Origin of the sequence: Streptomyces hawaiiensis (assembly GCF_004803895.1) — a bacterium.
Classification (GTDB): Bacteria; Actinomycetota; Actinomycetes; order Streptomycetales; family Streptomycetaceae; genus Streptomyces; species Streptomyces hawaiiensis.
Map to the genome: position 1 here is coordinate 5,204,528 of NZ_CP021978.1, position 25,841 is coordinate 5,230,368.

Annotated in this window: 32 protein-coding genes, 4 tRNA genes and 1 pseudogene; 21 read left to right on the forward strand and 16 right to left on the reverse strand. The window is 69.6% G+C overall.

From position 1 onward, the window contains the following. Positions 1-35: 35 nt before the first annotated feature. From CEB94_RS24065 to CEB94_RS24090, 6 genes are all read right to left on the reverse strand, one after another. The gene (locus CEB94_RS24065; protein ID WP_175434191.1) at positions 36-2,153 is read right to left on the reverse strand and encodes an FtsK/SpoIIIE domain-containing protein; all 2,118 of its coding nucleotides are present in this window, start codon (positions 2,151-2,153) and stop codon (positions 36-38) included. 101 nt (positions 2,154-2,254) lie between these two features. Further along, positions 2,255-2,572 carry a hypothetical protein gene (locus tag CEB94_RS24070; protein ID WP_175434192.1) on the reverse strand — a complete coding sequence of 106 codons (318 nt, stop codon included), beginning with the start codon at positions 2,570-2,572 and terminating at the stop codon, positions 2,255-2,257. Next, positions 2,572-2,919, reverse strand: coding sequence for an RRQRL motif-containing zinc-binding protein (locus CEB94_RS24075; RefSeq protein WP_175434193.1), 348 nt, complete (start codon positions 2,917-2,919; stop codon positions 2,572-2,574). Before CEB94_RS24075 ends, CEB94_RS24070 begins: the two co-directional genes overlap by 1 nt. Then, a complete protein-coding gene (locus CEB94_RS24080; protein ID WP_281292516.1) occupies positions 2,919-3,776 on the reverse strand; it encodes a protein spdB in 858 nt (285 codons plus the stop codon). Before CEB94_RS24080 ends, CEB94_RS24075 begins: the two co-directional genes overlap by 1 nt. Then, positions 3,773-4,096, reverse strand: coding sequence for a hypothetical protein (locus tag CEB94_RS24085; RefSeq protein WP_175434194.1), 324 nt, complete (start codon positions 4,094-4,096; stop codon positions 3,773-3,775). The genes CEB94_RS24080 and CEB94_RS24085 overlap by 4 nt, the downstream gene beginning before the upstream one ends. Continuing rightward, positions 4,093-4,362, reverse strand: a complete 270-nt coding sequence (locus CEB94_RS24090) for a DUF6284 family protein (RefSeq protein WP_175434195.1) — start codon at positions 4,360-4,362, stop codon at positions 4,093-4,095. Before CEB94_RS24090 ends, CEB94_RS24085 begins: the two co-directional genes overlap by 4 nt. A 604-nt stretch (positions 4,363-4,966) precedes the next feature. On the opposite strand from CEB94_RS24090, the gene CEB94_RS24095 reads away from it, so the two are divergent. Beyond that, a complete protein-coding gene (locus CEB94_RS24095) occupies positions 4,967-5,734 on the forward strand; it encodes a helix-turn-helix domain-containing protein (protein ID WP_175434196.1) in 768 nt (255 codons plus the stop codon). A 2-nt stretch (positions 5,735-5,736) separates the two neighbouring features. Next, the gene (locus CEB94_RS24100) at positions 5,737-6,210 is read left to right on the forward strand and encodes an NUDIX domain-containing protein (protein ID WP_175434197.1); all 474 of its coding nucleotides are present in this window, start codon (positions 5,737-5,739) and stop codon (positions 6,208-6,210) included. Here the strand turns inward: CEB94_RS24100 and CEB94_RS24105 are convergent. From CEB94_RS24105 to CEB94_RS24115, 3 genes are all read right to left on the reverse strand, one after another. Beyond that, the gene (locus tag CEB94_RS24105; RefSeq protein WP_175434198.1) at positions 6,198-6,764 is read right to left on the reverse strand and encodes an HD domain-containing protein; all 567 of its coding nucleotides are present in this window, start codon (positions 6,762-6,764) and stop codon (positions 6,198-6,200) included. The genes CEB94_RS24100 and CEB94_RS24105 overlap by 13 nt on opposite strands. Position 6,765: 1 nt before the next feature. Beyond that, a complete protein-coding gene (locus CEB94_RS24110; RefSeq protein ID WP_175434199.1) occupies positions 6,766-7,227 on the reverse strand; it encodes a GntR family transcriptional regulator in 462 nt (153 codons plus the stop codon). 692 nt (positions 7,228-7,919) lie between these two features. Further along, positions 7,920-8,546, reverse strand: a complete 627-nt coding sequence (locus CEB94_RS24115) for a hypothetical protein (protein WP_175434200.1) — start codon at positions 8,544-8,546, stop codon at positions 7,920-7,922. A gap of 107 nt (positions 8,547-8,653) precedes the next feature. Between CEB94_RS24115 and CEB94_RS24120 the strand changes: the two genes are divergently transcribed. Continuing rightward, positions 8,654-8,738 (forward strand) — tRNA-Tyr (locus CEB94_RS24120). Positions 8,739-8,925: 187 nt separating this feature from the next. Here the strand turns inward: CEB94_RS24120 and CEB94_RS41920 are convergent. Then, on the reverse strand, positions 8,926-9,141 hold the full coding sequence (locus CEB94_RS41920; protein WP_342789808.1) for a hypothetical protein: 216 nt from the start codon (positions 9,139-9,141) through the stop codon (positions 8,926-8,928). 177 nt (positions 9,142-9,318) lie between these two features. Between CEB94_RS41920 and CEB94_RS42490 the strand changes: the two are divergent. Continuing rightward, a pseudogene (locus CEB94_RS42490) lies at positions 9,319-9,483 on the forward strand (FAD-dependent oxidoreductase); the annotation flags it as partial. A 152-nt stretch (positions 9,484-9,635) separates the two neighbouring features. Here the strand turns inward: CEB94_RS42490 and CEB94_RS24130 are convergent. Beyond that, a complete protein-coding gene (locus CEB94_RS24130; RefSeq protein ID WP_175434201.1) occupies positions 9,636-9,833 on the reverse strand; it encodes a hypothetical protein in 198 nt (65 codons plus the stop codon). 90 nt (positions 9,834-9,923) lie between these two features. Here CEB94_RS24130 and CEB94_RS24135 point away from each other — a divergent pair, with 90 nt between their 5' ends. Next, on the forward strand, positions 9,924-10,136 hold the full coding sequence (locus CEB94_RS24135) for a hypothetical protein (RefSeq protein ID WP_030839769.1): 213 nt from the start codon (positions 9,924-9,926) through the stop codon (positions 10,134-10,136). 30 nt (positions 10,137-10,166) lie between these two features. Here CEB94_RS24135 and CEB94_RS24140 read toward each other — a convergent pair whose 3' ends face one another. Continuing rightward, the gene (locus tag CEB94_RS24140; protein WP_175434202.1) at positions 10,167-10,823 is read right to left on the reverse strand and encodes an NAD(P)H-binding protein; all 657 of its coding nucleotides are present in this window, start codon (positions 10,821-10,823) and stop codon (positions 10,167-10,169) included. An 87-nt stretch (positions 10,824-10,910) separates the two neighbouring features. Beyond that, positions 10,911-12,170, reverse strand: coding sequence for an amidohydrolase family protein (locus tag CEB94_RS24145; protein ID WP_175434203.1), 1,260 nt, complete (start codon positions 12,168-12,170; stop codon positions 10,911-10,913). A 236-nt stretch (positions 12,171-12,406) separates the two neighbouring features. Here CEB94_RS24145 and CEB94_RS24150 point away from each other — a divergent pair. From CEB94_RS24150 to CEB94_RS24190, 9 genes are all read left to right on the forward strand, one after another. Then, positions 12,407-12,479, forward strand: a tRNA-Thr gene (locus tag CEB94_RS24150). Between the two features lie 47 nt (positions 12,480-12,526). Next, positions 12,527-12,599, forward strand: a tRNA-Met gene (locus CEB94_RS24155). An 89-nt stretch (positions 12,600-12,688) separates the two neighbouring features. Continuing rightward, positions 12,689-12,853: a 50S ribosomal protein L33 gene (rpmG, locus tag CEB94_RS24160; protein ID WP_003948671.1), complete on the forward strand. Its 165-nt coding sequence runs from the start codon at positions 12,689-12,691 to the stop codon at positions 12,851-12,853. A gap of 101 nt (positions 12,854-12,954) precedes the next feature. Next, positions 12,955-13,407: a MaoC family dehydratase N-terminal domain-containing protein gene (locus tag CEB94_RS24165; protein ID WP_175434204.1), complete on the forward strand. Its 453-nt coding sequence runs from the start codon at positions 12,955-12,957 to the stop codon at positions 13,405-13,407. A gap of 8 nt (positions 13,408-13,415) precedes the next feature. Continuing rightward, the gene (locus CEB94_RS24170) at positions 13,416-13,844 is read left to right on the forward strand and encodes a MaoC family dehydratase (protein ID WP_175437138.1); all 429 of its coding nucleotides are present in this window, start codon (positions 13,416-13,418) and stop codon (positions 13,842-13,844) included. A gap of 111 nt (positions 13,845-13,955) precedes the next feature. Continuing rightward, positions 13,956-14,525, forward strand: a complete 570-nt coding sequence (locus CEB94_RS24175; RefSeq protein WP_175434205.1) for a TetR/AcrR family transcriptional regulator — start codon at positions 13,956-13,958, stop codon at positions 14,523-14,525. Positions 14,526-14,617: 92 nt separating this feature from the next. Further along, positions 14,618-16,054, forward strand: coding sequence for an MFS transporter (locus CEB94_RS24180; RefSeq protein WP_175434206.1), 1,437 nt, complete (start codon positions 14,618-14,620; stop codon positions 16,052-16,054). Positions 16,055-16,085: 31 nt separating this feature from the next. Further along, on the forward strand, positions 16,086-16,466 hold the full coding sequence (locus CEB94_RS24185) for a DUF3291 domain-containing protein (protein ID WP_175434207.1): 381 nt from the start codon (positions 16,086-16,088) through the stop codon (positions 16,464-16,466). A 97-nt stretch (positions 16,467-16,563) separates the two neighbouring features. After that, positions 16,564-17,619, forward strand: a complete 1,056-nt coding sequence (locus CEB94_RS24190; RefSeq protein WP_175434208.1) for a UDP-N-acetylmuramate dehydrogenase — start codon at positions 16,564-16,566, stop codon at positions 17,617-17,619. A gap of 6 nt (positions 17,620-17,625) precedes the next feature. Here the strand turns inward: CEB94_RS24190 and CEB94_RS24195 are convergent, their stop codons facing one another. Then, the gene (locus CEB94_RS24195) at positions 17,626-18,258 is read right to left on the reverse strand and encodes an NAD(P)-dependent oxidoreductase (protein ID WP_175434209.1); all 633 of its coding nucleotides are present in this window, start codon (positions 18,256-18,258) and stop codon (positions 17,626-17,628) included. A gap of 97 nt (positions 18,259-18,355) precedes the next feature. Here CEB94_RS24195 and CEB94_RS24200 point away from each other — a divergent pair, with 97 nt between their 5' ends. Further along, entirely contained in the window at positions 18,356-18,955 is a 600-nt protein-coding gene (locus CEB94_RS24200) for a TetR/AcrR family transcriptional regulator (protein WP_175434210.1), read from the forward strand. 412 nt (positions 18,956-19,367) lie between these two features. On the opposite strand, the gene CEB94_RS24205 is transcribed toward CEB94_RS24200, so the two are convergent. Together CEB94_RS24205 and CEB94_RS24210 are read right to left on the reverse strand one after the other, a co-directional pair. After that, positions 19,368-20,399: an adenosine deaminase gene (locus CEB94_RS24205; protein ID WP_175434211.1), complete on the reverse strand. Its 1,032-nt coding sequence runs from the start codon at positions 20,397-20,399 to the stop codon at positions 19,368-19,370. Between the two features lie 131 nt (positions 20,400-20,530). Then, positions 20,531-21,757: a pyridoxal phosphate-dependent aminotransferase gene (locus CEB94_RS24210; RefSeq protein ID WP_175434212.1), complete on the reverse strand. Its 1,227-nt coding sequence runs from the start codon at positions 21,755-21,757 to the stop codon at positions 20,531-20,533. A gap of 306 nt (positions 21,758-22,063) precedes the next feature. Here CEB94_RS24210 and CEB94_RS24215 point away from each other — a divergent pair. The 6 genes from CEB94_RS24215 to CEB94_RS24240 all read left to right on the forward strand — a co-directional run bounded on the left by CEB94_RS24215 (position 22,064) and on the right by CEB94_RS24240 (position 25,824). Then, a tRNA-Trp gene (locus tag CEB94_RS24215) sits at positions 22,064-22,136 on the forward strand. A gap of 108 nt (positions 22,137-22,244) precedes the next feature. Then, on the forward strand, positions 22,245-22,529 hold the full coding sequence (secE, locus tag CEB94_RS24220; protein ID WP_030233953.1) for a preprotein translocase subunit SecE: 285 nt from the start codon (positions 22,245-22,247) through the stop codon (positions 22,527-22,529). A gap of 80 nt (positions 22,530-22,609) precedes the next feature. Next, a complete protein-coding gene (nusG, locus tag CEB94_RS24225; protein ID WP_175434213.1) occupies positions 22,610-23,434 on the forward strand; it encodes a transcription termination/antitermination protein NusG in 825 nt (274 codons plus the stop codon). 166 nt (positions 23,435-23,600) lie between these two features. Then, positions 23,601-24,035, forward strand: coding sequence for a 50S ribosomal protein L11 (rplK, locus tag CEB94_RS24230; RefSeq protein WP_003992325.1), 435 nt, complete (start codon positions 23,601-23,603; stop codon positions 24,033-24,035). A 77-nt stretch (positions 24,036-24,112) separates the two neighbouring features. Then, complete coding sequence (gene rplA / locus CEB94_RS24235; protein WP_175434214.1) at positions 24,113-24,838, forward strand: 50S ribosomal protein L1; 726 nt, start codon at positions 24,113-24,115, stop codon at positions 24,836-24,838. A gap of 128 nt (positions 24,839-24,966) precedes the next feature. Beyond that, a complete protein-coding gene (locus tag CEB94_RS24240; RefSeq protein WP_175434215.1) occupies positions 24,967-25,824 on the forward strand; it encodes an SCO4651 family lipoprotein in 858 nt (285 codons plus the stop codon). The last annotated feature ends 17 nt before the right edge of the window (positions 25,825-25,841 follow it).

Genomic DNA, 25,841 nt, shown 5'->3' on the forward strand with positions numbered 1-25,841 from the left:
CCTGCCTCCCTGACCCGTCGAGGGTCGGCTCCCTGTCATCCGTCGGCGGAAGCGGAATCCTCGTTGTCGCGGTTGGCGAGGGCGCGGGCAACGCGGTCGCGGGCGACGACCATCACGCCGTCGGACTTGTACGGCTCGGCGTCGGCGTCGTCCAGGACGCGCTTGAGGTCGATGAACGACCAGCCGCCGTAGGCGTCCGCGTTCAGCGTGGCGAGTCGCGCCAGCACGTCCTTGGTCCGCACCCGCGACGCGGTGCCGATGACGTCGAAGATGTCGATGAGCGGGTCGTGGTCCTCGCCGTGGTCGATGGCGTGCAGGGTGGTGACGCCGTCGCGCAGGGCCTTGGCCCGGTCGGTGATGGCTTCGGCGGCGTCGTCGTCGATGTAGTGCGTGCGCACCGTGATGGACGACTGTCCGGCGGGGATGGTGATGCCGTCGGAGGCGACGACCAGGGTTCCCCGGTCCAGGCCCGGACGCAGCAGGTTCGGCGCGGCGCCCCCGTCGACGGCCTTGTCTCCCAGGGCCATGCGGGCCTGCGACTCGGTGCCCAAAGCGAGGGAGGCGCGGGTGTGGGCGCCCTCCCGTACGAGCTTGGGAAGGTTCTCGTTGGTCGGGTCCTGGGTGCCCTGCCACATCAGCACGTTCACGGCCCGCCCCTGGTTGTGGATCTTGCGGACGGCCATGAAGTACCGGGAGTTGGCCTTGGACCCGCCATAGGGGCGCTTCTCAGCGTCCTTGGCCGGGCACATGAACGCCACCTGCGCCTCGTCGACCAGCACGATCAGCGGCGGGAACTGAGTTCCGGGCGGCGCCTGAATGCGGCGGTTCATCTCGTCGACGGCGCCCTCGACCATCTCGGTCACCTGGATCACGTGCTCATCGGTGGGCCCCTGGATCAGGGTGGTGGCGAGCCCGTCGAACATGGCCCAGTCGCCCACGCCCTTGAGGTCGCCCATGAGGAACTGCACCGACTTGTCCAGCGACAGCCACAGGGCCAGGGAGCGCAGGGCCACCGTCTTGCCCTGGTTCGACAGGCCCGTGATGAGCAGGTGGCGCTGGTACAGGCTCAGGCTCGCGGCGTCGCCGCGCAGGTCCTGACCCCACGGGGCGCGGCCCTTGGTGTAGTCGGCGGTCATGGTCTCGTCGGTGACCAGCGGGGACGGGCCGATCGGCTCGTCCAGCGCGCCGGAGTCTGCGATCCACAGCCGCACCGTCCGTGCGGCCTGCGGGATCGTGATGAACACCTCGTGCTCGTGCCGGGTCAGGTTCTCGGCGAGCTTCCTGCGCTTGTTCTGCACCTCGTTGGTCGACACCCCGGAAGGAAGGGTCACGTCGACCTCGACACCGCATCCCGCGATGGTGATCGGTCCGAGCATGCTCGCGCCGGCGTCGCCCATCTCCTTGATGGCGCGCGCTAGGGCGGGCACCCCGAGGTCGCGCAGGGCCTTGACCACGATGGACGGCGTGATCGGCTCACCCTCACCCGACCGCACGTTGGCGGGCAGCGCCCACGCGGGGGCGGCGTGCTGCTTGCGGCCGACCGACCACAGGGCGAGCAGGGCGAGGAACGGGCCGATCGTGAGCGCCGGGCCCCAGACGACCTGCACGATCCGGATCAGGAGGGCGATGAAGTCGATGGTCGCGGTCAGCGGGGTGATGACGTCGGCGACGTGGCCGGTGTTGAGGGCCATGACGATGCCGAGGGCGACCAAGACGCCGACGCTCATTCCGGCGCCGACGGCTACGCCCTTGGCGGCCTCGACGGGCGAGTGCAGGAGGTCCATGCGGCGGTGATGGCGGGCGGCGCGGAAGCGCTGCAACCGCTCCTCCCACTCTTCGGCCGCTTCCAGGTTCCCCGCGGCTTCAGCCGCCCGGATCATCCGCTCATAGCGGGAGCCGGTACGGCCGTCCCAGGCGCGGCGGGCCACGATCCGGCCCCCGTTGAACGTGTAGGACCCGTGCCGGGCCACCGCGCGCACGGTCGCCCTGGTCGTCTCGTGCGTGACGGCCGTCTTCACCGCTCGCCCTGAGCGCACCCACAGCGGCACGGGCCGGGCGGGCGGCGCGTCCGGGACGACGGTCAGAACCGTGGGGGCGGTGTCGTCGGCCGGGGGGTCGGTGGGCTTGTGGAGGTGGACGACGTTCTCAGACATGCTGGAACTGCTCCTGACTGCCCCATCGGGGCGGGAGTAAGGGAGAGAGCCGGGGTGGCCGTGTCCGTGGAAAGAGGCGGCCACCCCGGCGTGATGGCTGGTCAGAACCAGCCCGACGACTTCCTCTTGGCCTTGTCGCGGGCGGCCTCGGTGATGAGCCGCTGACGCTCGCCGTGCAGGGCGGTCAACTCCGCGTTCAGCCGCATCTCAGCGGCCGATCCGATGGAGTCCATCCGGTCCTCAGCGCCGGTCGTGCTGCGGCCCCGGTGGACGCTGCGGGCGCCGCTGGCCATCGCGCGAGTCATTGCGAGCCGTTCACGGCTGGTCAGCGGCCACCACTCGCCCCGCCGCACGGCTTCCAGCTTCTTTGTGGTCGCCCGGATCTCGCGGTCCAGACGGCGAATGTCGGAGTTGCCCATCAGGTACTCCCTTCGGACCCGTGCGGGTCGGGGTAGGCGCAGGGCACGCAGGTGCCGAGCGAAATGGGGATGACGTATCCGGCGTCACACCGGCAGGCCGGGCAGATGCGGCGAGCGGCGTTCGCCTTGGCCAGTGCCGCCCACCGGTCCGGGGTCATCGGCCGGACCGGCTTGGCGAGGTCGACGCGGTAGAGGTAGGCGACCAGCGGCCCCCGGCGGCGGCGCGGCCGTTCGAGCTGAGCGGCCACAGCCTGACCGCCGGGGCGCAGGTCGCGGGCCCTGAGTTGGCGGCGGGTGGCGTAGCCGTCCGGGGCGAGGTGCCACCGGAACACCGGTAGCGTCCCCATCAGGCGACGACGCGCTTCCAAGCGGCCCGCAACCGGACCTCCGATGCGGCGTGACCGGCCGCCCGGAAGCGGGCGGACATCTCGCGGTAGGACAGGGCAGGAGTCTCGCTGTGGCGGATCTCGTCGACCAGCGCGTCAAGCGCCTCATCCGTGAGCGCGGGTCCCGTCTCCAGCGCGGGAACGGGCTGAGTGGGCCCCCACACCGGGAGCTCCCACGGGGGCGTGACGCCGTGTGTGACGCGGGTCGTCACGCTGGTCAGCGCCCTGCCGGTGTCCTCGCCGTCGCGCGCCGTCTCCAGCGTCGACCACGCTCCGGCCAGGGTGACGGCAGTCCTTGCTTGGACGCGTGCGACGCGTGCCCCGGCGGCCGTCACGGCCGTCAGTCGCGTCTCCTCCGTGCGGGCCTCGGCGAGCAGCCGGGCGCGCGCCACGGCCGCCTCGTCGCGGGACTCCTGCTGAATCCCGCGGATCGCTCCGAGGGCGCCCGGGGTGAGCGCGGTGCGCTCCCACAACCCGTGCACCAGCCACAGGGCCTTGGCCGCGACCGGCAGCCACGCCACGGCCAGCCACGCGCCGGCCGACTCCTCAGCCGTGAGCGCGTGGGCGACCAGGACGCCCGTGGCGATCAGGCCGAAGGCCCAGCCGACGGCGGTCACGGCGTGGCTGTGGTCGCCCTGCGCGGCCAACCGGCGTTCGTAGGCGAGGGTGGCGAGCCATCCGCCGTCGATGCCGAGACCGACGACCAGGGCGACGGGCCACGGCATGGCCGTGCCCAGCCACATCACGACCACGGCGAGGGTGAGCACCATGGACACCGCCGTCATCGCCACGGCGGGCAGAACGGTCTTGGCGTTCACGCCGCACCCCCGTCCGCAGCGGATACGTCGGTGTAGCCGTGCAGGTGCACCTCTGCGCCCGCGTAGTCGGTCGATGCCTTCAGCACGCGTGTCGTGCCGGCGGCCTGCAGCCCGTGGGTCACCGTCTCCGGTGGCACGGCCAGGGCCTCCCGCCACGCCTCGAACGCGTGCAGACCCTCGTGGAAGCGCAGGGTCAGCCGTTCGGGGTAGATGCGGGACAGGTCGACGTCCGGGGCGGGCAGGTGCCCGAAGTCAGCAGCGAGCAGCCGCAGCACGCGCAAGGGCGCGGCCAGACCGTCCAGCGTCAGCAGCTCGTTCACGCCGCACCGCCCGGGAGGCTCGCGTCGGCCGTGCGGTTGACCAGGTCCCGACGGGCGGCCAGCACCCGGCGGCGGGCCCGGCGGATGCGGCGCTCGTCCAGCTCGGTCGGCGTGCGGTCCAGGGTGACGATCTGCGCGTCGAGCAAGTCGACATCCGCCAGGATCGCGGGCATCTCCGACTCGATCGCGTCCAGCTCAGCGTCCGTCGGCTCCATCCAGGGAGCGAACGCGGTAACAGCGTCCTGAACAGTGACGATGTGGTTCATTGGGTCGTGTTCCTCTCAGCGTGGAACGGCCCGACGCGGCTCCCGGGGTGCCACCCGGGAGCCGCTTGCCGTTGGAGTCGGTTCCGGCTCCCCGCGCCCCCGCCCGTACGTCCTCACGCAGAGCGCGGAACGGACGGGCGGGAGAGGCAGCCGGCCGCAGCATCAGCGCCGCGAACCAGAACGGACCGAACTGTCGACGGCGCCGCCGGCCGGTCCGTACCGGCGGCGCCTGGATATGGCGTCGGTTCACATCGACCTCCCGCGTTCGCAGGGACATAGGGCGCGACTTCATGGCGCGCCGTCCGTCTTTTCGACTCGGGGAGACGGGGCCCACTTGTTCAGTTGTCAACCAACGGCCACTTCCTTCGTACTCACCCCCCAGCGAGAGCGGGGGCTTTCCTCCGTGCGATGCAGTACCTGTTTTACAGGTACTGCATAGGGGTCCGTCAAGTACAGCGACGCAATCTCTTTGTCTCGCGCCGGGACGTCCTGGCGTATCTTCAGAATCCCCGCAGATCAGGGGAGTTGGTTACCCCGCTCATGGACAGCTCTGGGACTTCTGGCTACGGTCAAGAAGTCCCTAGACGTCCCACCGGGGGTGCAGATGTCGAACGAGCGCTTACGAACCGCTCTCCTCGCCCGTGGCATGACCGTGCAGAGCCTCGCTGAGGCGATCGGAGTGAGCCCCAAGACGGTCGAACGCTGGATCACGCAGGGCAAGGTGCCGTACCTGCGTCACCAGTACGCGACGGCAGCGACCCTCAAGGTCGACGTGACCACGCTGTGGGAGGACGGGCGGACCGTCGGCAGTGCGGCGGACCTCACGAAAGCCGAAATAGCGACGGTCTACCCGCATCGCCACACGGTGCCTACTGGCCTCTGGCGAGAGTTGTACGGACGTGCAGAGCGAAACCTAGACGTCCTCGTGTACTCGGGTCTCTTCCTGTCTGAAGACCCGCTCTTCCATGACCTCGTGAGGGCGAAGGTGGAAGCGGGGGCGCGGGTGCGCATCCTGCTGGGGGACCCGGAGTGTGCGGCTGTCCGGCAACGCGGCATTGACGAGGGACACCACATCATGGACGGCAAGATCCGCAATGCCCTCGTGCTGTACCGGCCCCTCATGCGGAGTCACCCGGACGTTGGTGTCCGGCTGCACGATTCGACGCTGTACAACTCGATCTACCGGGCCGATGACGAGATGCTCGTCAACCCCCACGTCTACGGCATCGGCGCCTACATGGCGCCCGTACTGCACCTGCGGCGACTCCCCGGCGGAAGTCTCTTCGACACGTACGCGAATAGCATCGATCACACATGGGAGAACGCGCGTCCGGTCACTGACCAGGACGTCAAGAGCATCACGGGAGCCTGACCATGGGACGTATCGACTACCTGCACGACCCGGACGCACCGCCGGCCAACTCGGTCGTGCCGTCCGTTGTTGCTTTCGTCCAGAACGACGCAGGGCAGGTGTTGATGATCCAGCGTTCTGACAACGGCAGGTGGGCACTGCCCGGCGGTGGTCACGACGTGGGGGAGTCCATCAGTGACACGGTGGTCCGTGAGGTCTGGGAAGAGACCGGCATCAGGGCGGAAGTGATCGACGTGTCCGGCCTCTACACAGACCCCGGGCACGTCATGCAGTACGACGATGGCGAAGTCCGTCAGCAGTTCAGCATTTGCTTCCGGGCCCGGCCGGTCGGCGGCGACCTCCGTACGAGCAACGAAACGACTCAGGTCCGATGGGTTGCCCCGGCGGACCTGGCGACGCTGGACGTGCACCCCACGATGCGGCTCCGGATTGAGCACGCGATGGACCGGACGCGCACGGCGCCTTACATCGGCTGACGCTTGGCGGCGGCGACCCGTTCGAGGACGCGGCAGGTGCACGCGAGGATCTCGGGTTCGGCACGCCGGATGAACTTGCCGATCAGGCTGTCCGGCCCGTAGCGCCCGGTGATTTCGTTGATCCGGTCCACGGGGTTGGTCGGGGTGCCGTCCGGGGTGGTGTTCATGTCGCAGTAGCAGAGCGCATCGTTCAGGTGCTCGCTCTCACGGGGGAACTCACCATCAAGCTCAGCACGCAAGCCGCGCGCGTCCGCCTCAAGCCATGAGCACGAGTGATGGGCGACCAGGTTGACGACCTGCTCGTCGGCGGCAGCCACGTCCCGGAGGTACCGTGCGCCGTCCAGGGGGTGGAAGCCTGTCTTGGCCAGGTCCGGCGCATAGCCGATGTCATGCAGGACCGCCGCAGCCTCCAACAGATCCGCATCCTGATCGAGGATGAGCGCGATGGTGCGCGCCCTCTCAGCGACCCCGAGGCAGTGTTTCCAGCGTCGCGGCAGCGGCTCAGCGAGCAGCGACTCAGCCAGGGGATAAGCCCACTCCGTCAACGTCGACAAGCTACGAACGCCCCTCTCGCGCCGGCACGGCGCGGACCGTCCGCACCTTGCCCTGTCCTCCGCCCGCCAGCACGCCGGCGACCTCCAACTTCTCCAGCGCCTTCGTCACGGTCGGACGTGACACTCCGAACCGTTCGGCCAGTGCGGAAGCGCTCGGGAACGCTTCCCCTACTTCGAGTCCCTCAGTCGCGATGATCTCTGCGATTCGCTGATCGAGTGTGCGCCGGTCGACTTGCACCCCCGCGCGTACGACGCGCCACCGCTCGCCCCGTACTGGTTCGGCCACGCCCTCCTGGCGCAGCACGCCGAATGCGCGTAGGGCGACCCCACGGGAGACCTTGTGATCGCGCATGAGTTCGGCCAGCGACGGTAGTTCTGTCATGTTTGGGTCATCCTCGATCTGCCTCTTCACTGCGTCGGCAATCTTCAGGAAGGTTCCCCGAGGGTTGGCCTGCTGCGACATTCCGCTCCCTGTCTGTCGGCCGTCCACACCGGTAATCCTCCCACGACTGTCACACGTCGGGGAGGGGCGTAGCGCAATGGCAACTGAGCCCAAAGCGGACGTCTTGCGGCAGCGCAACTTCGAATGGCGCGGTATCCAACAGAACCTATTCACTATGCCCATTGCAATGCATGGCTACGCTGCCTATCGGCTAGGCAATTGAGAGATGTAAATTGCCACCGCAGCCCCTGCAATTGTCACTATCAATGACACTAGGGCTACTGTTGCACTCGTCGTTAGACTGATGCGTGAATGCTCATCTGCGTCGTCCCTTGGGTTGGCCGCGTGCAGGCTAGATTCCAGTGCGACCCACTTATGTCCGCGAGAATCTTTGAACTTCATGACGGGCGTTCCGGGGCCATCGGAGGCCCCTTCTACCATGATGCGCAGAGTTCCTGGTTCAAGAGAGGCGAAAGAGACTTTAAAGTCGGACAGCTCTAGATGTACGTCGTGTACGGACTCGTCGCTGCGATTCTCGACGATCAGAACGGGTCGCCCCTCCGTGTCTCGACTGACGTGTGCAAACACTTGCCCTGCCACAGAGCGGGAGTCGAGCTTGCGACTCACCTTCCTGGTGTAGGCGGCGGCGAAAAAGGCGAACGCGGCGCCCACGCCTCCCGATAGAGCGGCCAGAGTTGTGAGAAGTTCCTCCATCACGACCCCGCCTTCTTCGTGGAGGCAGTAGCCTCGGGGCTCGGTTTTTCAGTGGTGCTATCTGGAGGCTTAGAGGCTGCAATGCCGTAAGCGATCATTGCGGCTACAATACAAGCCGCGAAAATGATCGAGCCTTGTCGGATAGCGGAACTCATTCCATTAGGGTTGCGGTGGTGGGGGGTGTAGTCTCTAATGGTTCGGGGGCTTGAGTGGAGGGCCTTAACGCGCTCCACTTTCCGGTGCTTGTGCCAGAGGATTCCCCAACTGTCCGTGAACAGTAGTTCCACCGGGTAATCCGCAAAAGTGGGATCTAGGGCTCGAAGATTCGGGTCCACTTCCTCATGCTTCCCGCCAGCGTGCACGACCGAAACAAAACGAAGTTTATCTCGCCCAGGCGGTACGACTGCAATGTCTGTGATGTCGTTATTCGACCCATTGCGGACGACGTACTTAAGGTGGCAGTAGCCGGGTGGAGTGCCGGGCGGGGCGACTTGCTCCGCCCAAGCGTTGATACCGATGATCCGGTTTTGTTCGTCCTTCCATTTGGTTCCTTTGAACCACTCAACGGCGAAGGGCACGAGGATCGCGGCCAAGACGGCTGCTAGGGCTATGAGTTGAGCCACCACAGGAGCAGCTTAGCGATGCACCGGTCGCCGTGGCGGTTGTTTGGTCGTAGCGGACGGGGCGCGGACGGTTTACGCCCGCGCTGGTCTCGGATGCCTCGTCCGGCCAGGTCGGCGTAGTAGTGAACACGTTCAAGTTGGCAGACTGTAAATCTGCCGGCTCAGCCTTCCCAGGTTCGAATCCTGGCGCCGCCACATTGGGGAAGACCCCCTCTGATCAGGTTGTTTATCTGATCAGAGGGGGTTTTTCGTTGACCGACGGCGCTGACGTCCTCAGCGCACGTTCGGGGCCAGGGGGGAAGAACCCAACGAGCGGCCCCCTCTCATCTGCGGAGACGCAGGCGAGAGGGGGCGACGCCGTCCCACGGCCGGGAGGCCGCCGCTACGGCGCCGGGGTGTACGTGACGGTCGCGTCCGGGCAGGCCTCGGCGAGGCGGGTGAGGGACTGACGTTCCTCGGTGTCCGCGGTGAGGCTCCAACGGAGTTTCACGGCCGTCCATTCGACGGTGTAGCGGCACGTGGCCTTGGTGTTGGGCGGCAGCCACTGTGCCGGGTCCTGGTCGGCCTTGCTGCGGTGGGCCGCGGCGGAGACGGCCACCAGGCTGCGCGGGTCTTCCAGATCGTTGGCGTAGGCCTCGTGGCGCGCGGCGGTCCACTAGGGAGGCGCCGGAGTCCCAGGCCTCGGGCAGCGGCACCATGTGGTCGACGTCCATGGCGGCGGCAGAGGTGATCTTGCGGGCGTCGTAGTGGGACGACCAGATGCCGTCCTTCAGCTTGCAGTCCGGCCCGCAGCACGGTGCGCAAGCTGCTCGGCGTCGGTTTCCCCGGTGAGCCCTCCAGGGTCGAGACACTGCTGGGCGAGAGGGAAGTGGCCGCGTCGCCGGAGGAGCTGGCGGCCGTGACGGCCGAAGTCCGCAAGACCCACGTCCGGTTCGGCGTCACCCGCGCGTCGCCCAGCGGCGCAACCCTGCGCGCACCGTGCCCCCACCTGCGCGCCGAGACGCAGTTCGAGGTCGACCCGGGTGGTTCCGCCCCCGCCGATCTCGACGACCCGGGCCAGCGGCCGGCGCTTGGGGGAGCTGACCGCGAGGGTCACCGGCCCCGGCACCAGGTCGGTGACCGTGAACTCACCCAGCGCGTCCGTCCGGTGGCCGGCACCTCCCCGCGTACGTCCGTCACGATGACCACGGCCTCGGCGACCGGTGTCCCGCCGTCCGCGGAGCGCACCACACCGGCGAGGCCGCCGGCGCCGCTCAGCAGCACGTCGTACGCCACCGGCTCCTCGAGCAACTGGATCGAGGTTCGCTGCCGGACTCCGCGAAAAGGCGGCCCCTGCAGGGGAGAGGCATGACCCGGCCGCACGCGCGGCACACTGGCCCCATGTCCTCCCGCCGCAGAGTCTGCCCCGAGTGCCGCCGCGAGATCGCCGTCGTCGCCGGGCGGTACGCGCGCCACGACCCGCCCGGCGCCCGCGAGCACGGCGAACTCACCTCGTGTCCGGGCTCCCGCCGCCAGGCCCGCCCGGGCCCGGAGCAACCGTCCCTGGACGGCTACACGGTCCCGGACTTCCCTGGCCAACTGCCCCTGTTCTAGGGGACTTGACCATGCGGCCGGCCGCGAACCTCAGTTCCCGGCCACCGACTTGACCGCCACGGACACCGGCGCCGACCCACTGATCAGCTCCAGAGTGAGCCCGGCCGTCGCGGGGGTGTCCACCAGCTCCGCCAGCACGGCCGCCACGTCGTCGCGCGGGATCGGGCCGCGGCCCGTGCGCGCCTCCAGGCGTACGAGACCCGTGCCCGCGTCGTCGGTGAGCTGGCCGGGGCGCAGGATCGTCCAGTCCAGGGCGTCCAGCCCGCGCACGTAGGCGTCCGCATCGCCCTTCGCGCGCAGGTACACGTCGAAGATCTCGTCGCCCTGGTGGCCCGGGTCGGCGCCCATGGACGACACGATCACGAAGCGCCGGACGCCCGCCTTCACCGCCGCGTCCGCGAAGAGGACCGCCGCGGCCTTGTCCACCGTGTCCTTGCGGGCCACCCCGCTGCCCGGGCCCGCGCCCGCCGCGAAGACCGCGGCGTCGGCACCCCTGAGCCGTTCCGCGACCTCGTCCACGGACGCCGACTCCAGGTCGAGCACGACCGGTTCGGCACCGGCCTGCCGCAGATCCTCGGCCTGCTCGGCCTTGCGGATGAGTCCCGCCACCTCGTCCCCGCGTGCGGCGAGCAGCCGCTCCAGCCGCAACGCGATCTGACCATGACCACCAGCGATGACAATGCGCATGCCTTCGACCGTACGCCCGGACGGCACCGTCCGCCGCACGACGTCGGTCACACCCCGCCGCACGACGTCGGTCACACCCCGCAGGCCTTACGGCACTTCGCCCCGCCCCTGCCGCGGCAGCCCCAGCTCCACCGAGGCCGCCGAACCGCAGTACTCCCGCACCGCGCTGGTCCGCGCCACCACGCGCCCCTGATGCACGACGATCCGGCTGTACGCCAGGGACAGCACCCCCGCGAGCCGGTCCCCGCGCACCGCGAGCAGCTCGGCCGGGAAACCCGCCTCCACCCGCACCTCGGGCAGCCCCAGCACCGCCCGTGCCGAGGAACTCACCGCGTCGTATGCCTCTTCGGGGGACAGCCCGCAACGCGACGCCAGCAAGAAGGCCGCCTCCAGTGGGTCGCCGCGCCCCACCGGGTTGGACACGTCCCGCAGCGCCCCGCTCCCGGCGGCCACCCGCACCCCGGCCGCGCGCAGCAGCCGTACCGGAGCCGCCCCGCGCCGGTCGACGCCGCCGCAACCGCCCTGCGGCAGGCACACCACCGCCACCCCGGCCGCCGCGAGTTGGCCGGCCGTCCGCGAGGCCACCTCGGAGGGCAGCCGGCCCAGGTCGCCGCACGGGCTGAGGGTCACCCCGGGGCGCAGTCCGCCCGCCATCGCCGCGAGCCGGGCCAGCCGGGCCGGGTCGTCGGCGTCCGTGTGCAGGTCGACGGGGCAGCCGTGCTCGGAGGCCACCTCCAGGACCGCCTCCACGTACCCCGTCGGATCAGGGTCGAGGTCCGGCCGGCCGCCCACCACCGAGGCGCCCATCTTCACCGCGTCCCGCAGCATCGCCAGCCCGTCCGCACCGGCCACCCCGGTCAGCACCCGGGGCATCGCCACCGTCGTCAGCTCCGCCAGCCCGCGCAGCGCCCGGCGCGCCTGGAGCACGGCCGCCAGCGCGCCCAGTCCCTGGACGTCCCCCACGCGCACGTGCGCCCGTGTCGCCGTCGCCCCGTGCCCGAGCTGGAGCAGCGCGGCCTCCGTCGCCCGGCGCTGCACGTCCTGCGGCTCGTAGGAGACCGGCCCCTCGGCGTCGGCCGACAGGGCCGTGTCGGCGTGGGCATGCGGCTCGGCCGGGGCCGGCAGCAGCAGATAGCCGCTGAGGTCCACGCGCGCCCCGCACGCGCGCGTGCCGACCGCCCCCAGGCTGCCGGCCGTGCCGACCGCCTCGATGCGCCCGCCGCCCAGCCGTACGTCCACGGTCCGGCCGTCCGTGAGCCGTGCTCCGCACAGCAGCAGCGACGACGGGTCGGCCGGACCCGGCGAGGACGACGGGGGCGGTGGCGGCTGCGGCCGGCTGTCGGGCATCGCACTCCAGGGGCTCGGGCTCCGCGCGGAGGACGCATGATCACGCAGAGTGAGACGAGCCTAGGACGGCCTCCCGCCCGTGGCGGGGAGGAGCGCAATAGTCGTACCGGCGTGGTCCGCTCATGGAACGGGAGGCGCCCACGAGGCTGCCGGGAGGGCGGTCCGGGCGCCCGGGGCGGGTGCCTCGAAACGGATTTGGGTGAACGGCAGCCGAGCGTGTAATGTCTTCATCGCTCGCCCCAATAGCTCAGTCGGCAGAGCGTCTCCATGGTAAGGAGAAGGTCAACGGTTCGATTCCGTTTTGGGGCTCTGGTGTGACTGGTTCCCGTCGCGAGGCGGGGCCCGGACCACATCAAAGCGGTGTAGCTCAGTCGGTAGAGCAAGCGGCTCATAATCGCTGTGTCACCGGTTCAAGTCCGGTCACCGCTACTGACAGTAGCCGATTGCGGGGTCGGTCCTTCGATCGGCTACTCTTCTTGCGTTAATACAGTCCATCCGTTCGTCTTAGGAGCACTCACGTGGCTGCCACCGACGTCCGCCCGAAGATCACGCTGGCCTGCGTGGAGTGCAAGGAGCGGAACTACATCACCAAGAAGAACCGGCGTAACAACCCGGATCGTCTTGAGATGAAGAAGCACTGCCCGCGTTGCAATGCGCACACCGCGCACCGCGAAACGCGATAAAAACAGGCTCGTACACGAGGCCGTTCCCGAGTGATCGGGGGCGGCCTCGCGTCGTTGAGGGACCCGTACCGGTCAGTAGAGCTACCAGGAGGTGCCGAGCCATGGCGCTCGACCAGTCCTTCGTGGGGCGGACGTACCCGCCCACCGCGCCTTACGAGGTGGGGCGGGAGAAGATCCGCGAGTTCGCCGAGGCGGTCGGGGACGCCAGCCCGGCGTACACGGACACGGAGGCCGCCAAGGCACTCGGGCACCCCGACGTGATCGCCCCGCCGACCTTCGTCTTCGCGATCACCTTCAAGGCCGCCGGCCAGGTCGTCCAGGACCCGCAGCTCGGCCTGGACTACAGCCGCGTGGTGCACGGCGACCAGAAGTTCGCCTATCGCCGCCCGGTCCGCGCCGGTGACCGGCTCACGGTGACCTCGACCATCGAGGCCGTCAAGTCCCTCGCGGGCAACGACATCGTGGACATCCGTGGCGAGGTGCACGACGAGGCCGGAGAGCACGTCGTGACCGCCTGGACCAAGCTCGTGGCCCGCGCGGCCGAGGAGGCGTGAGCGACCCCATGACCGCGAAGATCTCCTACGCCGACGTCGAGGTCGGCACCGAACTGCCCGCGCAGACCTTCCCCGTGACCCGCGAGACCCTCGTCCGGTACGCGGGCGCCTCCGGCGACTTCAACCCGATCCACTGGAACGAGAAGTTCGCCAAGGAGGTCGGCCTGCCGGACGTCATCGCGCACGGCATGTTCACCATGGCCGAGGCGATCCGCGTGGTCACCGACTGGACCGGCGACCCGGGCGCGGTCGTCGAGTACGGCGTCCGCTTCACCAAGCCGGTCGTCGTCCCGAACGACGGCCAGGGCGCTGTGATCGAGGTCGCCGGCAAGGTCGCCGCCAAGCTCGACGACAACACGGTCCGCGTGGACCTGACGGCGACCAGCGCAGGGCAGAAGGTGCTGGGCATGTCCAGGGCGGTCGTGCGGCTGGCCTGAGACGGCCGCACGCGATGTAAGGGGCGCTCTCCATTACGGGGCGCCCCTTACGCATGGCCCGCGCGGACCACCGCTTGACTTTGTTAGTGATTGAGCACTAACTTAGGTTGCATGGCCAGGATGAGTGCGGAAGAGCGGCGCGAGAGCGTCATCCGGGCGGCGACGACCGAGTTCGCCCGCGGCGGTTACCACGGCACCTCGACCGAGGCGATCGCCCGACGGGTCGGCGTCTCGCAGCCGTACCTCTTCCGACTCTTCCCGGGCAAGAAGGCGATCTTCCTGGCGGCGGCTCAGCGCTGCGTCGAGGAGTCGATCCGTGCCTTCGCGGAGGCCGCCGAGGGCTTGGAGGGTGAAGAGGCCCAGCACGCCATGGCGAACGCGTACACCAAGGTCATCGCGGAACGGCCCGAGCGGCTGATGATGCAGATGCAGATGTACGTCGCCGTGGCAGCCGCCGAGCAGGAGGGCGACCACGAATTCGGTGAATCGGTCCGGGCCGGCTGGATGCGGCTGTGGGACACCGTCCACGGGCCGCTGGGTGCCGACGTCAAAGAGACGACGACCTTCCTGGCGTACGGAATGCTCATCAACTGTCTGCTGGGAATGGGCTTCCCTCCCGAGCACCGCGTCTGGGAGGGGCTGTACCCGTCGGCGAAGCTCACGGGCCGGCTGGAGGCGTGACTGGGAAGGGCGCGTCACCGTGCCCTTCCATGTCCGCGAAAGTTAGTAATCAATAACTAATTGCTCGAGTGAATCACCTCTCTGGGGGAGAGATGTCACACCAGACCGCACGTCGCGGGGGAGCCGCCTGGGCCCTCGTCATCACCAGCGTCGCCGGATTCATGGCGGCCCTCGACAACCTCGTCGTCACCACCGCCCTGCCCTCCATCCGCGAGGACCTCGGCGGAGGACTGCACGACCTGGAATGGACCGTGAGCGCCTACACGCTCACCTTCGCCGTCCTGCTGATGTTCGGCGCGGCCCTCGGTGACCGCTTCGGCCGCCGCCGGCTCTTCATCGCGGGACTCACCGTCTTCACCGGTGCCTCCGCTGCCGCGGCCCTGGCGCCCGGCATCGACTCCCTCATCGCCGCCCGCGCGGTCCAGGGCGCCGGCGCGGCCGTGATGATGCCGCTGACGCTCACCCTGCTGACCGCCGCCGTGCCCGCCGCCAAGCGCGGCATGGCGTACGGCATCTGGGGCGCCGTCAACGGACTCGCCGTCGCCTCCGGACCGCTCGTCGGCGGCACCCTCACCGAACACATCTCCTGGCAGTGGATCTTCTGGCTGAACGTCCCGCTGGGCCTGGCCCTGCTGCCCCTCGCCCGCCTCCGCCTCGCCGAGTCCCACGGCACCGGAGCCTCGCTCGACATCCCCGGCACCCTGCTCGCCAGCGGCGGCCTCTTCGGCATCGTCTACGGCCTGGTCCGCGGCCCGGTCGACGGCTGGACCGGCCCCTTCGTCCTGACGGGTCTGTTCGCGGGCTCCGCGCTGCTCGCCGGATTCGTCCTCTACAGCACACGCGCCAAGAACCCCATGCTCCCGATGCGGCTGTTCCGCTCCCGGGCCTTCGCCGGCATCAACGCCGCGAGCCTGCTGATGTTCCTCGGCATGTTCGGCTCGATCTTCCTGCTCAGCCAGTACATGCAGGGCGTCCTCGGCTACTCGCCCACCGAGGCGGGGCTCAGGATGCTGCCCTGGACCGGCATGCCGATGCTGGTCGCCCCGATCGCCGGCATCCTGGCCGACCGCATCGGGGGCCGCCCGGTCGTCGCCGCGGGACTCTTCCTGCAGGCCCTGGGCCTCGGCTACATGGCGGTGGTGGCCACGGCCGACGCCTCCTACGCGGCCCAGCTGCCCGCCCTGATCGTCAGCGGCATCGGAATGGCGCTGTTCTTCGCCCCCGCCTCGCACCTGGTGATGTCCAGCGTGCGGCCGTCGGAGCAGGGCATCGCCTCCGGCGCCAACAACGCCCTGCGCGAGGTGGGCGGGGCGCTCGGCATCGCCGTCATGGCGTCGATCTTCGCGGCCCAGGGCGGTTACGAGACCGGCCAGACCTTCGTCGACGGCATGCGGCCGGCCCTGGTGACGGGCTCCGCGGTGGTCGCCCTCGCCGGCATCGCCGCCCTGCTGATACCGACCCGGCGGCGCGCCGAGCGGCAGGCGGCCTCGGCCGAGCCTGCACCGGTACTGGAGACGGCCGCCCACTGACCCCGAAGGACTTACGACAAGGAGAAGCGGCATGCCGACCCTTCCCTGGACCGTCCCGAACACCCCGCCCCGGGACACCGAGGTGCACGTCTTCGCCTCTCGCTTCGAGACCCGCACGCTGTGGGGAGCCCTGAAGTTCCTCGCCGGGACGCCCGCCGTCTGGCGGCAGGTCCGCCAAAGCCCCGGCGCCTATGGAGCGACCCTCAAGGCGAAGCCCCTCGAACGGACCTTCTGGACCCTGTCGGCCTGGGAGTCCAAGGACGCGCTCCACGCCTTCGTCCGCGCGGGTGCCCACGGCCCCGCCTCCCGGGGCCTCGCCCCGCAGATGAGGGACTCGGCCTTCACCACATGGCAGGTGAACAGCGACGAACTCCCGCTGCCCTGGTCCGAGGCACTCCGCCGCCTGCCCTGACGACCACCACGCGCGCGTGCGGCCCCTTTTCCCTGCGGAACGGGGCCGTACGCACGTGTGCCCGGCCCTGTCAGTACCGTCTCGTACTCTTGAGCCCGTGCAGGAACTCCACGACGCCCCCCTCGCCCCCCTGACGACCTTCCGGCTGGGCGGCCCCGCGACCCGGCTGATCACCGCCACGACGGACGACGAGGTGATCGCCGCCGTCCGCGAAGCCGACGAGACGGGCACCCCGCTGCTGCTCATCGGCGGCGGCTCGAACCTCGTCATCGGCGACAAGGGCTTCGAAGGCACGGCCCTCGTCATCGCCACCAAGGGCTTCTTCCTCGACGGCACGACGCTGGAGCTGGCCGCGGGCGAGATCTGGACCGACGCCGTCGCCCGCACGGTCGAGGCGGGCCTGGCCGGCATCGAGTGCCTGGCCGGCATCCCCGGCTCGGCGGGCGCGACGCCCATCCAGAACGTGGGGGCGTACGGCCAGGAGGTGTCCTCCACGATCACCGAGGTCGTCGCCTACGACCGCCGCACCGGCGACACGGTCACCCTGGCCAGCGAGGACTGCGCCTTCTCCTACCGCCACAGCCGCTTCAAGTCCGACCCCGAGCGCTACGTGGTCCTGCGCGTCCGCTTCTGCCTGGAGGACGCCGACGGTTTCTCCGCCCCTCTCCGGTACGCCGAGACGGCCCGCGCCCTCGGTGTGGAAGCGGGCGACCGCGTCCCGCTCGCGCAGGCCCGTGAGACGGTGCTCAAGCTGCGCGCCGGCAAGGGCATGGTCCTGGACCCCGAGGACCACGACACCTGGTCGGCCGGCTCCTTCTTCACCAACCCGATCCTCACGGACACGGACTTCGCGACGTTCCGCGCGCGCGTGCGTGAGCGGCTCGGCGACGGGGTGGAACCCCCCGCGTACCCGGCCGCCGACGGCCACACCAAGACCTCCGCGGCCTGGCTGATCGACAAGGCGGGCTTCACCAAGGGGTACGGCGCCGGCCCCGCCCGTATCTCCACGAAGCACACCCTGGCGCTCACGAACCGGGGGAGTGCCACGACGGAGGATCTCCTCGCCCTGGCCCGCGAGGTCGTGACCGGCGTCCGCGAGGCCTTCGGCATCACCCTCGTCAACGAGCCGGTGACGGTCGGCGTCAGCCTCTGAGGGGAATCAGTAGGCGATGCCGACGCCCTGCTTCACGGTGGCCGGGTCGCCGGTCATCGCCAGCATCGCGTGCGCGACGTCGGCCCTCCCCAGGGAGCGGCCCTTGGCCGGGGACCCGCCGACGACCACCCGGTACTTCCCGGTGACGGGCCGGTCCTGCAACCGCGGCGGCCGCACCACCGTCCAGTCGGTCGCACTACGGGCGATCTCCTCTTCCATCGCGCGCAGATCGGCATAGATGTCCTTGAACACGGCGGAGACGACGCCGCGCACGGCCCGGTCGAGCGGACCGTCCTGCTCCGGCGCGGGCCCGAGCGGCGCGGCGCTGACGACGAGCAGTCGGCGAACCCCCTCCGTCTCCATCGCGCCCAGCACCGTGCGGGTCAGCCGGGTCGCGATGCCGGCGTCCTTGCGGCTGCGGGCGCCGAGCCCCGACAACACGGCATCACGCCCGGCCACGGCCGGACGCACCGTCTCTTCGTCCGTCAGATCCGCACGGACCACGTCCAGCCCCGGGCCGGTCACCTCCAGCCGTGCGGGATCCCGCACGACGGCCGTGACCTGATGGCCGGCTCTCAGCGCCTGGCGCACGATCTCCTGTCCGACCCCGCCGGTGGCACCGAAAACAGTCAGCTTCACGAGCTCCCCCAACCTGGTGGGTGAGTACTCACTCACCCCTGTGTGCCTCCTACAGTGAGTAAGTACTCACCCACTCGTCAACTCCAGGAGAGCGGCCATGCAGCCACCGGCACCCAAGCCGGCCCGGGAGCGCGTCCTGGACGCCGCCCACCAGTTGATGCTCACCGTCGGACTGGCCCGCGCCACGACGAAGGAGATCGCCCGCGCCGCGGGTTGTTCCGAGGCCGCGCTCTACAAGCACTTCGCGAGCAAGGAGGACCTGTTCATCCGCGTTCTCACGGAACGGCTGCCGCAGCTGACCCCCTTGCTGAACGGCCTGGCCACCGAGCACGGCGGCGGCACGGTGGAAGAGAACCTCACCGAGATCGCCCGCCAGGCGGCCCTGTTCTACGAGCAGAGCTTTCCGATCGCGGCGTCGCTGTACGCCGAGACGCAGCTCAAGCGGCGCCATGACGAGGCGATGCGGGAGATGGGGAAGGGGCCGCATCTGCCGATCGAGGGGCTGGACGCGTATCTGCGGGCCGAGCAGGCCGCCGGGCGGGTCCGGGCCGACGCGGACACCTTCGCCGCCGCCTCGCTGCTGATGGGGGCGTGCGCGCAGCGGGCCTTCGCGTACGACGTGACGGCCGAACGGCCCCCGGCGCACACGTTCGCCGCGAGACTGGCCCGTACGCTCCTGGCCGGTATCGGCGTCTGACCGACACGGCCGCGGCTCCCGGGCCGCCGGAGCGCCGGCCACGACGTGCCCGCTGCTGCCGGAAGCGAGAGGAGGACGCGACCGACGAGGCGGCCGCCCACGCGGCCGTCGCCGAGAAACCCACCTGGCCTCGTTGTCCCTCGCGCCGGGGCCGGAGCCCGTGTCGCGCCGTTTGCGGGAGAGACCCCTATCGCCTCCTCCGCGCGACGGGGCCCCCTCATGCGCCCTCTGCGGGACGAAACCCCATCGCGTCCTCCGCACAACGGGACTTTCATCGAACTGCCCGGCGAGAAGCCCCCCGCGCCGCCCGCGCGACAGAACCCCACCGCGCCGTCCGCAGGACGGACTCCCGGCGTCCGACCGCAGGGCGTGCCCCTCGGCGTGGTCCGCCGCCTCACCGGCGAAGAGGTCCCTACGACGCCAGCCAGTCGTCCACCCCCGCCAGCAGCTTCGTCTTCACATCCTCCGGCGCCGCCGACCCCCGGACCGACTGCCGGGCCACCTCCGCCAGCTCCGCGTCCGTGAACCCGTGATGCCGCCGCGCGATCTCGTACTGCGCCGCCAACCGGGACCCGAACAGCAACGGATCGTCCGCGCCCAGCGCCAACGGCACCCCCGCCTCGAACAACGTCCGCAGCGGCACGTCCTCCTGCTTCTCGTACACCCCGAGCGCCACGTTCGACGCCGGGCACACCTCGCACGTCACCTGCCGGTCGGCCAGCCGCTTCATCAGCCGCGGATCCTCCGCCGCCCGCACCCCGTGTCCCACCCGGTTCGCCCCCAGGTCGTCCAGACAGTCCCGCACCGACGAGGGCCCCGCCAGCTCACCCCCGTGCGGCGCCGACAGCAACCCGGCCTCACGCGCGATCCCGAACGCCCGGTCGAAGTCCCGCGCCATCCCCCGCCGCTCGTCGTTCGACAGCCCGAACCCGACCACGCCCCGGTCGGCGTACCGCGTCGCCAGCCGCGCCAGCGTCCGCGCGTCCAGCGGGTGCTTCATCCGGTTCGCCGCGACCAGCACCCGCATCCCGAGCCCGGTCTCCCGCGACGTCGTGTCCACCGCGTCCAGGATGATCTCCAGCGCCGGGATCAGCCCGCCCAGCCGCGGCGCGTACGACGTGGGGTCGACCTGGATCTCCAGCCACCCCGACCCGTCCCGCAGATCCTCCTCCGCGGCCTCCCGCACCAGCCGCTGGATGTCCTCCGGCTCCCGCAGACACGAGCGCGCCGCGTCGTACAGCCGCTGAAAGCGGAACCAGCCCCGTTCGTCCGTCGCCCGCAGGCTCGGCGGTTCCCCGCTGGTCAGCGCCTCACTCAGCGCGTCAGGCAGCCGGACGCCGTACTTGTCGGCCAGTTCCAGCACGGTCGAGGGCCGCATCGACCCGGTGAAGTGCAGGTGCAGATGGGCTTTCGGCAGCTCAGAGACATCACGTACACGCTCCATCCCAGGATCCTGCCGTACGTCCCAGCCGTCCCGGTAGCCGTTTCCCCTTTCGTGGTCTTGCTCGCACAAACAAATGGGGCACATACCGAACTCGGTATGTGCCCCATGCCGCAGAACCGGCGAAGCGGACGTCAGTCCCGCGCCTCCGCCAGCAGCTTCTGGATCCGGCTCACGCCCTCGACCAGATCCTCGTCCCCCAGCGCGTACGACAGCCTCAGATAGCCCGGCGTGCCGAAGGCCTCACCGGGTACGACCGCGACCTCGGACTCCTCCAGGATCAGCGCGGCCAGCTCGACCGTGTCCTTGGGCCGCCGCCCCCGGATCTCCTTGCCGACCAGCGCCTTCACCGACGGGTACGCGTAGAACGCGCCCTCCGGCTCCGGGCACACCACACCATCGATCTCGTTCAGCATCCGCACGATGGTCTTGCGGCGCCGGTCGAAGGCCTCACGCATCGTCGCCACGGCGTCCAGGTCACCGGAGACCGCGGCCAGCGCGGCGGCCTGGGCGACGTTGGACACGTTCGACGTGGCGTGCGACTGCAGGTTCGTCGCGGCCTTGACGACGTCCTTCGGGCCGATGATCCACCCGACCCGCCAGCCGGTCATCGCGTACGTCTTCGCGACACCGTTGACCACGACGCACTTGTCGCGCAGCTCGGGCAGCACCGCCGGCAGCGACACGGCGGAGGCGTCGCCGTAGACGAGGTGCTCGTAGATCTCGTCGGTCAGCACCCACAGGCCGTGCTCGACGGCCCAGTGGCCGATCGCCTCGGTCTCCTGCTCGCTGTAGACCGCGCCGGTCGGGTTGGACGGCGAGACGAACAGGACGACCTTCGTCTTCTCCGTACGGGCCGCCTCCAGCTGCTCGACGGTCACCCGGTAGCCGGTCGTCTCGTCGGCGACGACCTCCACCGGGACGCCCCCGGCCAGCCGGATCGACTCCGGGTACGTCGTCCAGTACGGCGCGGGCACGATGACCTCGTCGCCCGGGTCGAGGATCGCGGCGAAGGCCTCGTAGATGGCCTGCTTGCCACCGTTGGTGACCAGGATCTCCGAGACGTCGGGCTCGTAGCCGGAGTCGCGCAGCGTCTTCGCGGCGATCGCGGCCTTCAGCTCGGGCAGGCCGCCGGCCGGCGTGTAGCGGTGGTACTTCGGGTTCTTGCAGGCCTCGATCGCGGCCTGGACGATGTAGTCCGGGGTCGGGAAGTCGGGCTCACCGGCGCCGAAGCCGATCACCGGCCGCCCGGCGGCCTTCAGGGCCTTGGCCTTGGCGTCCACGGCGAGGGTGGCGGACTCGGAGATCGCGCCGACTCGGGCGGAGACCCGGCGCTCGGTCGGAGGGGTTGCAGGGCTCATGGGCCCCATCGTTTCAGACCGGAAACGCGCGCGGCACGGGGGTTTCACAGACTGAACAACCTCGGGCAAATCCCTGAACAACAGTGCGGATCCCCCGCGCGGCCTGGGTGATCTTCAGCGGATTCACGTCAGTCCGCCTCCTGTTCCGGAGGCGATCTTCCGCCAACGAGCCCTCCCGCGGCCCTTTTCTGTTCGACGACCGGCCGCAGAGCACGTACACTCTCACCTCGTTGGCCTTCAGCAGGCCGCGCCCGTTCGGTGCACACCAAGCATCCGGATGGATGCGGTACGTTGGGTGGCACACAAAGGGTCGTAGCTCAATTGGTAGAGCACTGGTCTCCAAAACCAGCGGTTGGGGGTTCAAGTCCCTCCGGCCCTGCTACACACACCTTCGCCAGGATGTGTGCGCATGTACGTACAGCAATGCACCGCCGTGCGGCTCAGACCGGGCGCGGCACGGCCACGACCCGGAATCAGGTGAGGACGAGTGACGGACGCCGTGGGCTCCATCGACATGCCTGATGCCCAGGACGAAGCGCCGGAGTCCAAGAAGACCCGCAAGGGCGGCAAGCGCGGCAAGAAGGGCCCGCTGAAGCGCCTTGCCCTCTTCTACCGCCAGATCGTCGCGGAGCTGCGCAAGGTCGTCTGGCCGAGCCGCAACCAGCTGACGACCTACACGACCGTGGTGATCATCTTCGTGGTCATCATGATCGGCCTGGTCACCGTGATTGACTATGGGCTCAGCAACGCCGCCAAGTACGTGTTCGGCTGAGCAGTCCGCGAAGAGCGCCGAGGTACCCGGCGCTCCTTTCGCATGTTCCACCCCCATGTATCCAGGAAGAAGCAGCCACCGTGTCTGACCCGAACGTGAACGACGCCATCGAGCCGGTCGAGTCCGTCGAGGACGAGCTCGACACCGTCGAGGGCGCGGACAGCGAAGACACCGAGGCCTCCGCCGAGGTCGAGGCTGCCGACGCCGTCGCGGACGACGCCGCCGAGGCGGAGACCGAGGACGGCGAAGAGGCCGCGGAAGAACTCGAGGAAGAGCCCGAGGACGACCGCGACCCGATCGAGAAGCTCCGCGAGGAACTGCGGGTCCTGCCCGGCGAGTGGTACGTCATCCACACGTACGCCGGCTACGAGAACCGCGTGAAGACCAACCTGGAGCAGCGCGCCGTCTCGCTGAACGTCGAGGACTACATCTTCCAGGCCGAGGTGCCGCAGGAAGAGGTCGTCCAGATCAAGAACGGCGACCGCAAGACGATCAAGCAGAACAAGCTTCCGGGCTACGTCCTCGTCCGCATGGACCTGACGAACGAGTCCTGGGGTGTCGTCCGCAACACCCCCGGTGTCACCGGCTTCGTGGGCAACGCCTACGACCCGTACCCGTTGACCCTGGACGAGATCGTCAAGATGCTCGCCCCCGAGGCCGAGGAGAAGGCCGCCCGCGAGGCCGCCGAGGCCGAGGGTAAGCCGGCTCCGCAGCGCAAGGTCGAGGTCCAGGTGCTGGACTTCGAGGTCGGCGACTCGGTCACCGTCACCGACGGCCCGTTCGCCACGCTGCAGGCGACCATCAACGAGATCAACCCGGACTCGAAGAAGGTCAAGGGCCTCGTCGAGATCTTCGGCCGCGAGACGCCGGTCGAGCTCTCCTTCGACCAGATCCAGAAGAACTAACTTCCGGACTCACCGCTTCCGCGCAGGTCAGGCGATCGCTCCGGCGCTTGCCTGACCTGCGCGGTTTTCAGCCGCGCATCTATACCCGTTATCGTTGTGCGGTATGCCTGCGTCCGGGTGGTCCCCGTGCGCAGGCAGGACCCGAATCGAAAGGACCCGGAGAGCTATGCCTCCCAAGAAGAAGAAGGTCACGGGGCTCATCAAGCTCCAGATCCAGGCCGGTGCCGCCAACCCGGCCCCGCCGGTCGGCCCCGCGCTGGGTCAGCACGGCGTGAACATCATGGAGTTCTGCAAGGCCTACAACGCCGCGACCGAGTCGCAGCGTGGCTGGGTGATCCCGGTGGAGATCACGGTCTACGAGGACCGTTCCTTCACCTTCATCACCAAGACGCCGCCGGCCGCGAAGATGATCCTGAAGGCCGCGGGCATCGAGAAGGGCTCCGGCGAGCCGCACAAGACCAAGGTCGCGAAGATCACGCGTGACCAGGTCCGTGAGATCGCCACGACCAAGATGCCCGACCTCAACGCCAACGACCTGGACGCCGCCGAGAAGATCATCGCCGGCACCGCCCGCTCCATGGGCGTCACGGTCGAGGGCTGAGCCCCAACCTCCATCAGCAGAAGTGGCGGGGCCTGCTCGGCCCGGACCACGACTCCTAAGAATCCACAGGAGCAGTAGTGAGCAAGCGCAGCAAGTCCCTTCGCGCTGCGGACGCCAAGGTCGACCGGGAGAAGTTCTACGCCCCGCTCGAGGCCGTCCGTCTCGCCAAGGACACCTCCACGACCAAGTTCGACAGCACCGTCGAGGTCGCCTTCCGCCTGGGTGTCGACCCGCGCAAGGCCGACCAGATGGTCCGTGGCACCGTGAACCTGCCGCACGGCACCGGCAAGACTGCCCGGGTCCTGGTCTTCGCGACCGGTGACCGTGCTGCGGCCGCGGAGGCCGCGGGCGCCGACATCGTCGGCTCCGACGAACTGATCGACGAGGTCTCGAAGGGCCGTCTGGACTTCGACGCCGTCGTCGCCACCCCGGACCTCATGGGCAAGGTCGGCCGCCTCGGCCGTGTGCTCGGTCCGCGTGGTCTGATGCCGAACCCGAAGACCGGCACCGTCACCCCCGACGTCGCCAAGGCCGTCACCGAGATCAAGGGTGGCAAGATCGAGTTCCGTGTCGACAAGCACGCGAACCTGCACTTCATCATCGGCAAGTCGTCCTTCGACGACACCAAGCTGGTGGAGAACTACGGCGCCGCGCTGGAGGAGATCCTCCGTCTGAAGCCGTCCGCCGCCAAGGGCCGCTACATCAAGAAGGCCGCCATCAGCACCACGATGGGCCCCGGCATTCCGATCGACCCGAACCGCACCCGCAACCTCCTCGTCGAGGAGGACCCGGCCGCGGTCTGAGCCTGACGGCTCACCCAACCGGTCACGGGCCCCGCACCTCTCACAGGTGCGGGGCCCGTTCCCTTTTCCGGTACGTACGCCGGTGGCCTGGGTTAACGTGCGGGAACCGGAAACGAACGGGGGGACGTATGCAGGGCACGACCGTGCGCCGCGTGGGCCTGGTGCTCGCTGTGGCGACCGCGCTGACGGGAGTGGCCGCCTGCACCTCCCCGGACCCCTCCGACGGCCCCGGCCAGGAGGACCGCGCCGCGCACCGCCGGTCCCTCGCGACCCTGCGCTCCGCCGAGCGCGCCACCGAGCACGCCGAGTCCGCCCGGGTCGAGTCCACGACGACCATGGGCTCCCTGATGTCCATGACCGCTGACGGCACTCTCGGCTGGAGCGACGGCCTCACCGGCGTCCTCACCATTACGTACACCGGCGGCACCATGGCCGACACGATGCGCCGGCTCGGCAGCACCTCGATGGAGGCCCGCTACCTGCCCGACGCGTACTACGCGCGCATGGGCGACACGTTCGCCGAGCAGGCCGGCGGCAGGCACTGGATCCGGTACGCGTACGAGGATCTCGAAGCCCTCACCGGCGGCTCCGGTGCCCCCCTCGGCGACCAGATGCGCGGCACCACGCCCAACCAGTCGGTGAAGCTCCTGCTGTCCTCCGGCGACGTCAGGAAGGTCGGCGAGGAGACCGTCCGCGGCCGTACCGCCACGCACTGGTCCGGCACCGTGGCGGCGGCCGACGTCGCCGACGCCGGCCTCAGGAAGCAGCTCACCGAGGCCGGAGTCACCACCGAGACCGTCGACATCTGGATCGACGAGCGGAACCTGCTGGTCAAGAAGGTCGAGAAGGCGCGGATGACCACGGGCCTGATGACCCAGACCGCCCACTACGCCGACTACGGCGTGGCGGTCCGGGCCGAGCGGCCGCCGCGGTCCGATACCGGGGACTTCGAGGACCTGATGCGAAAACAGACCGGTACGCCCTGAGGCCGCCGTCAATTCGG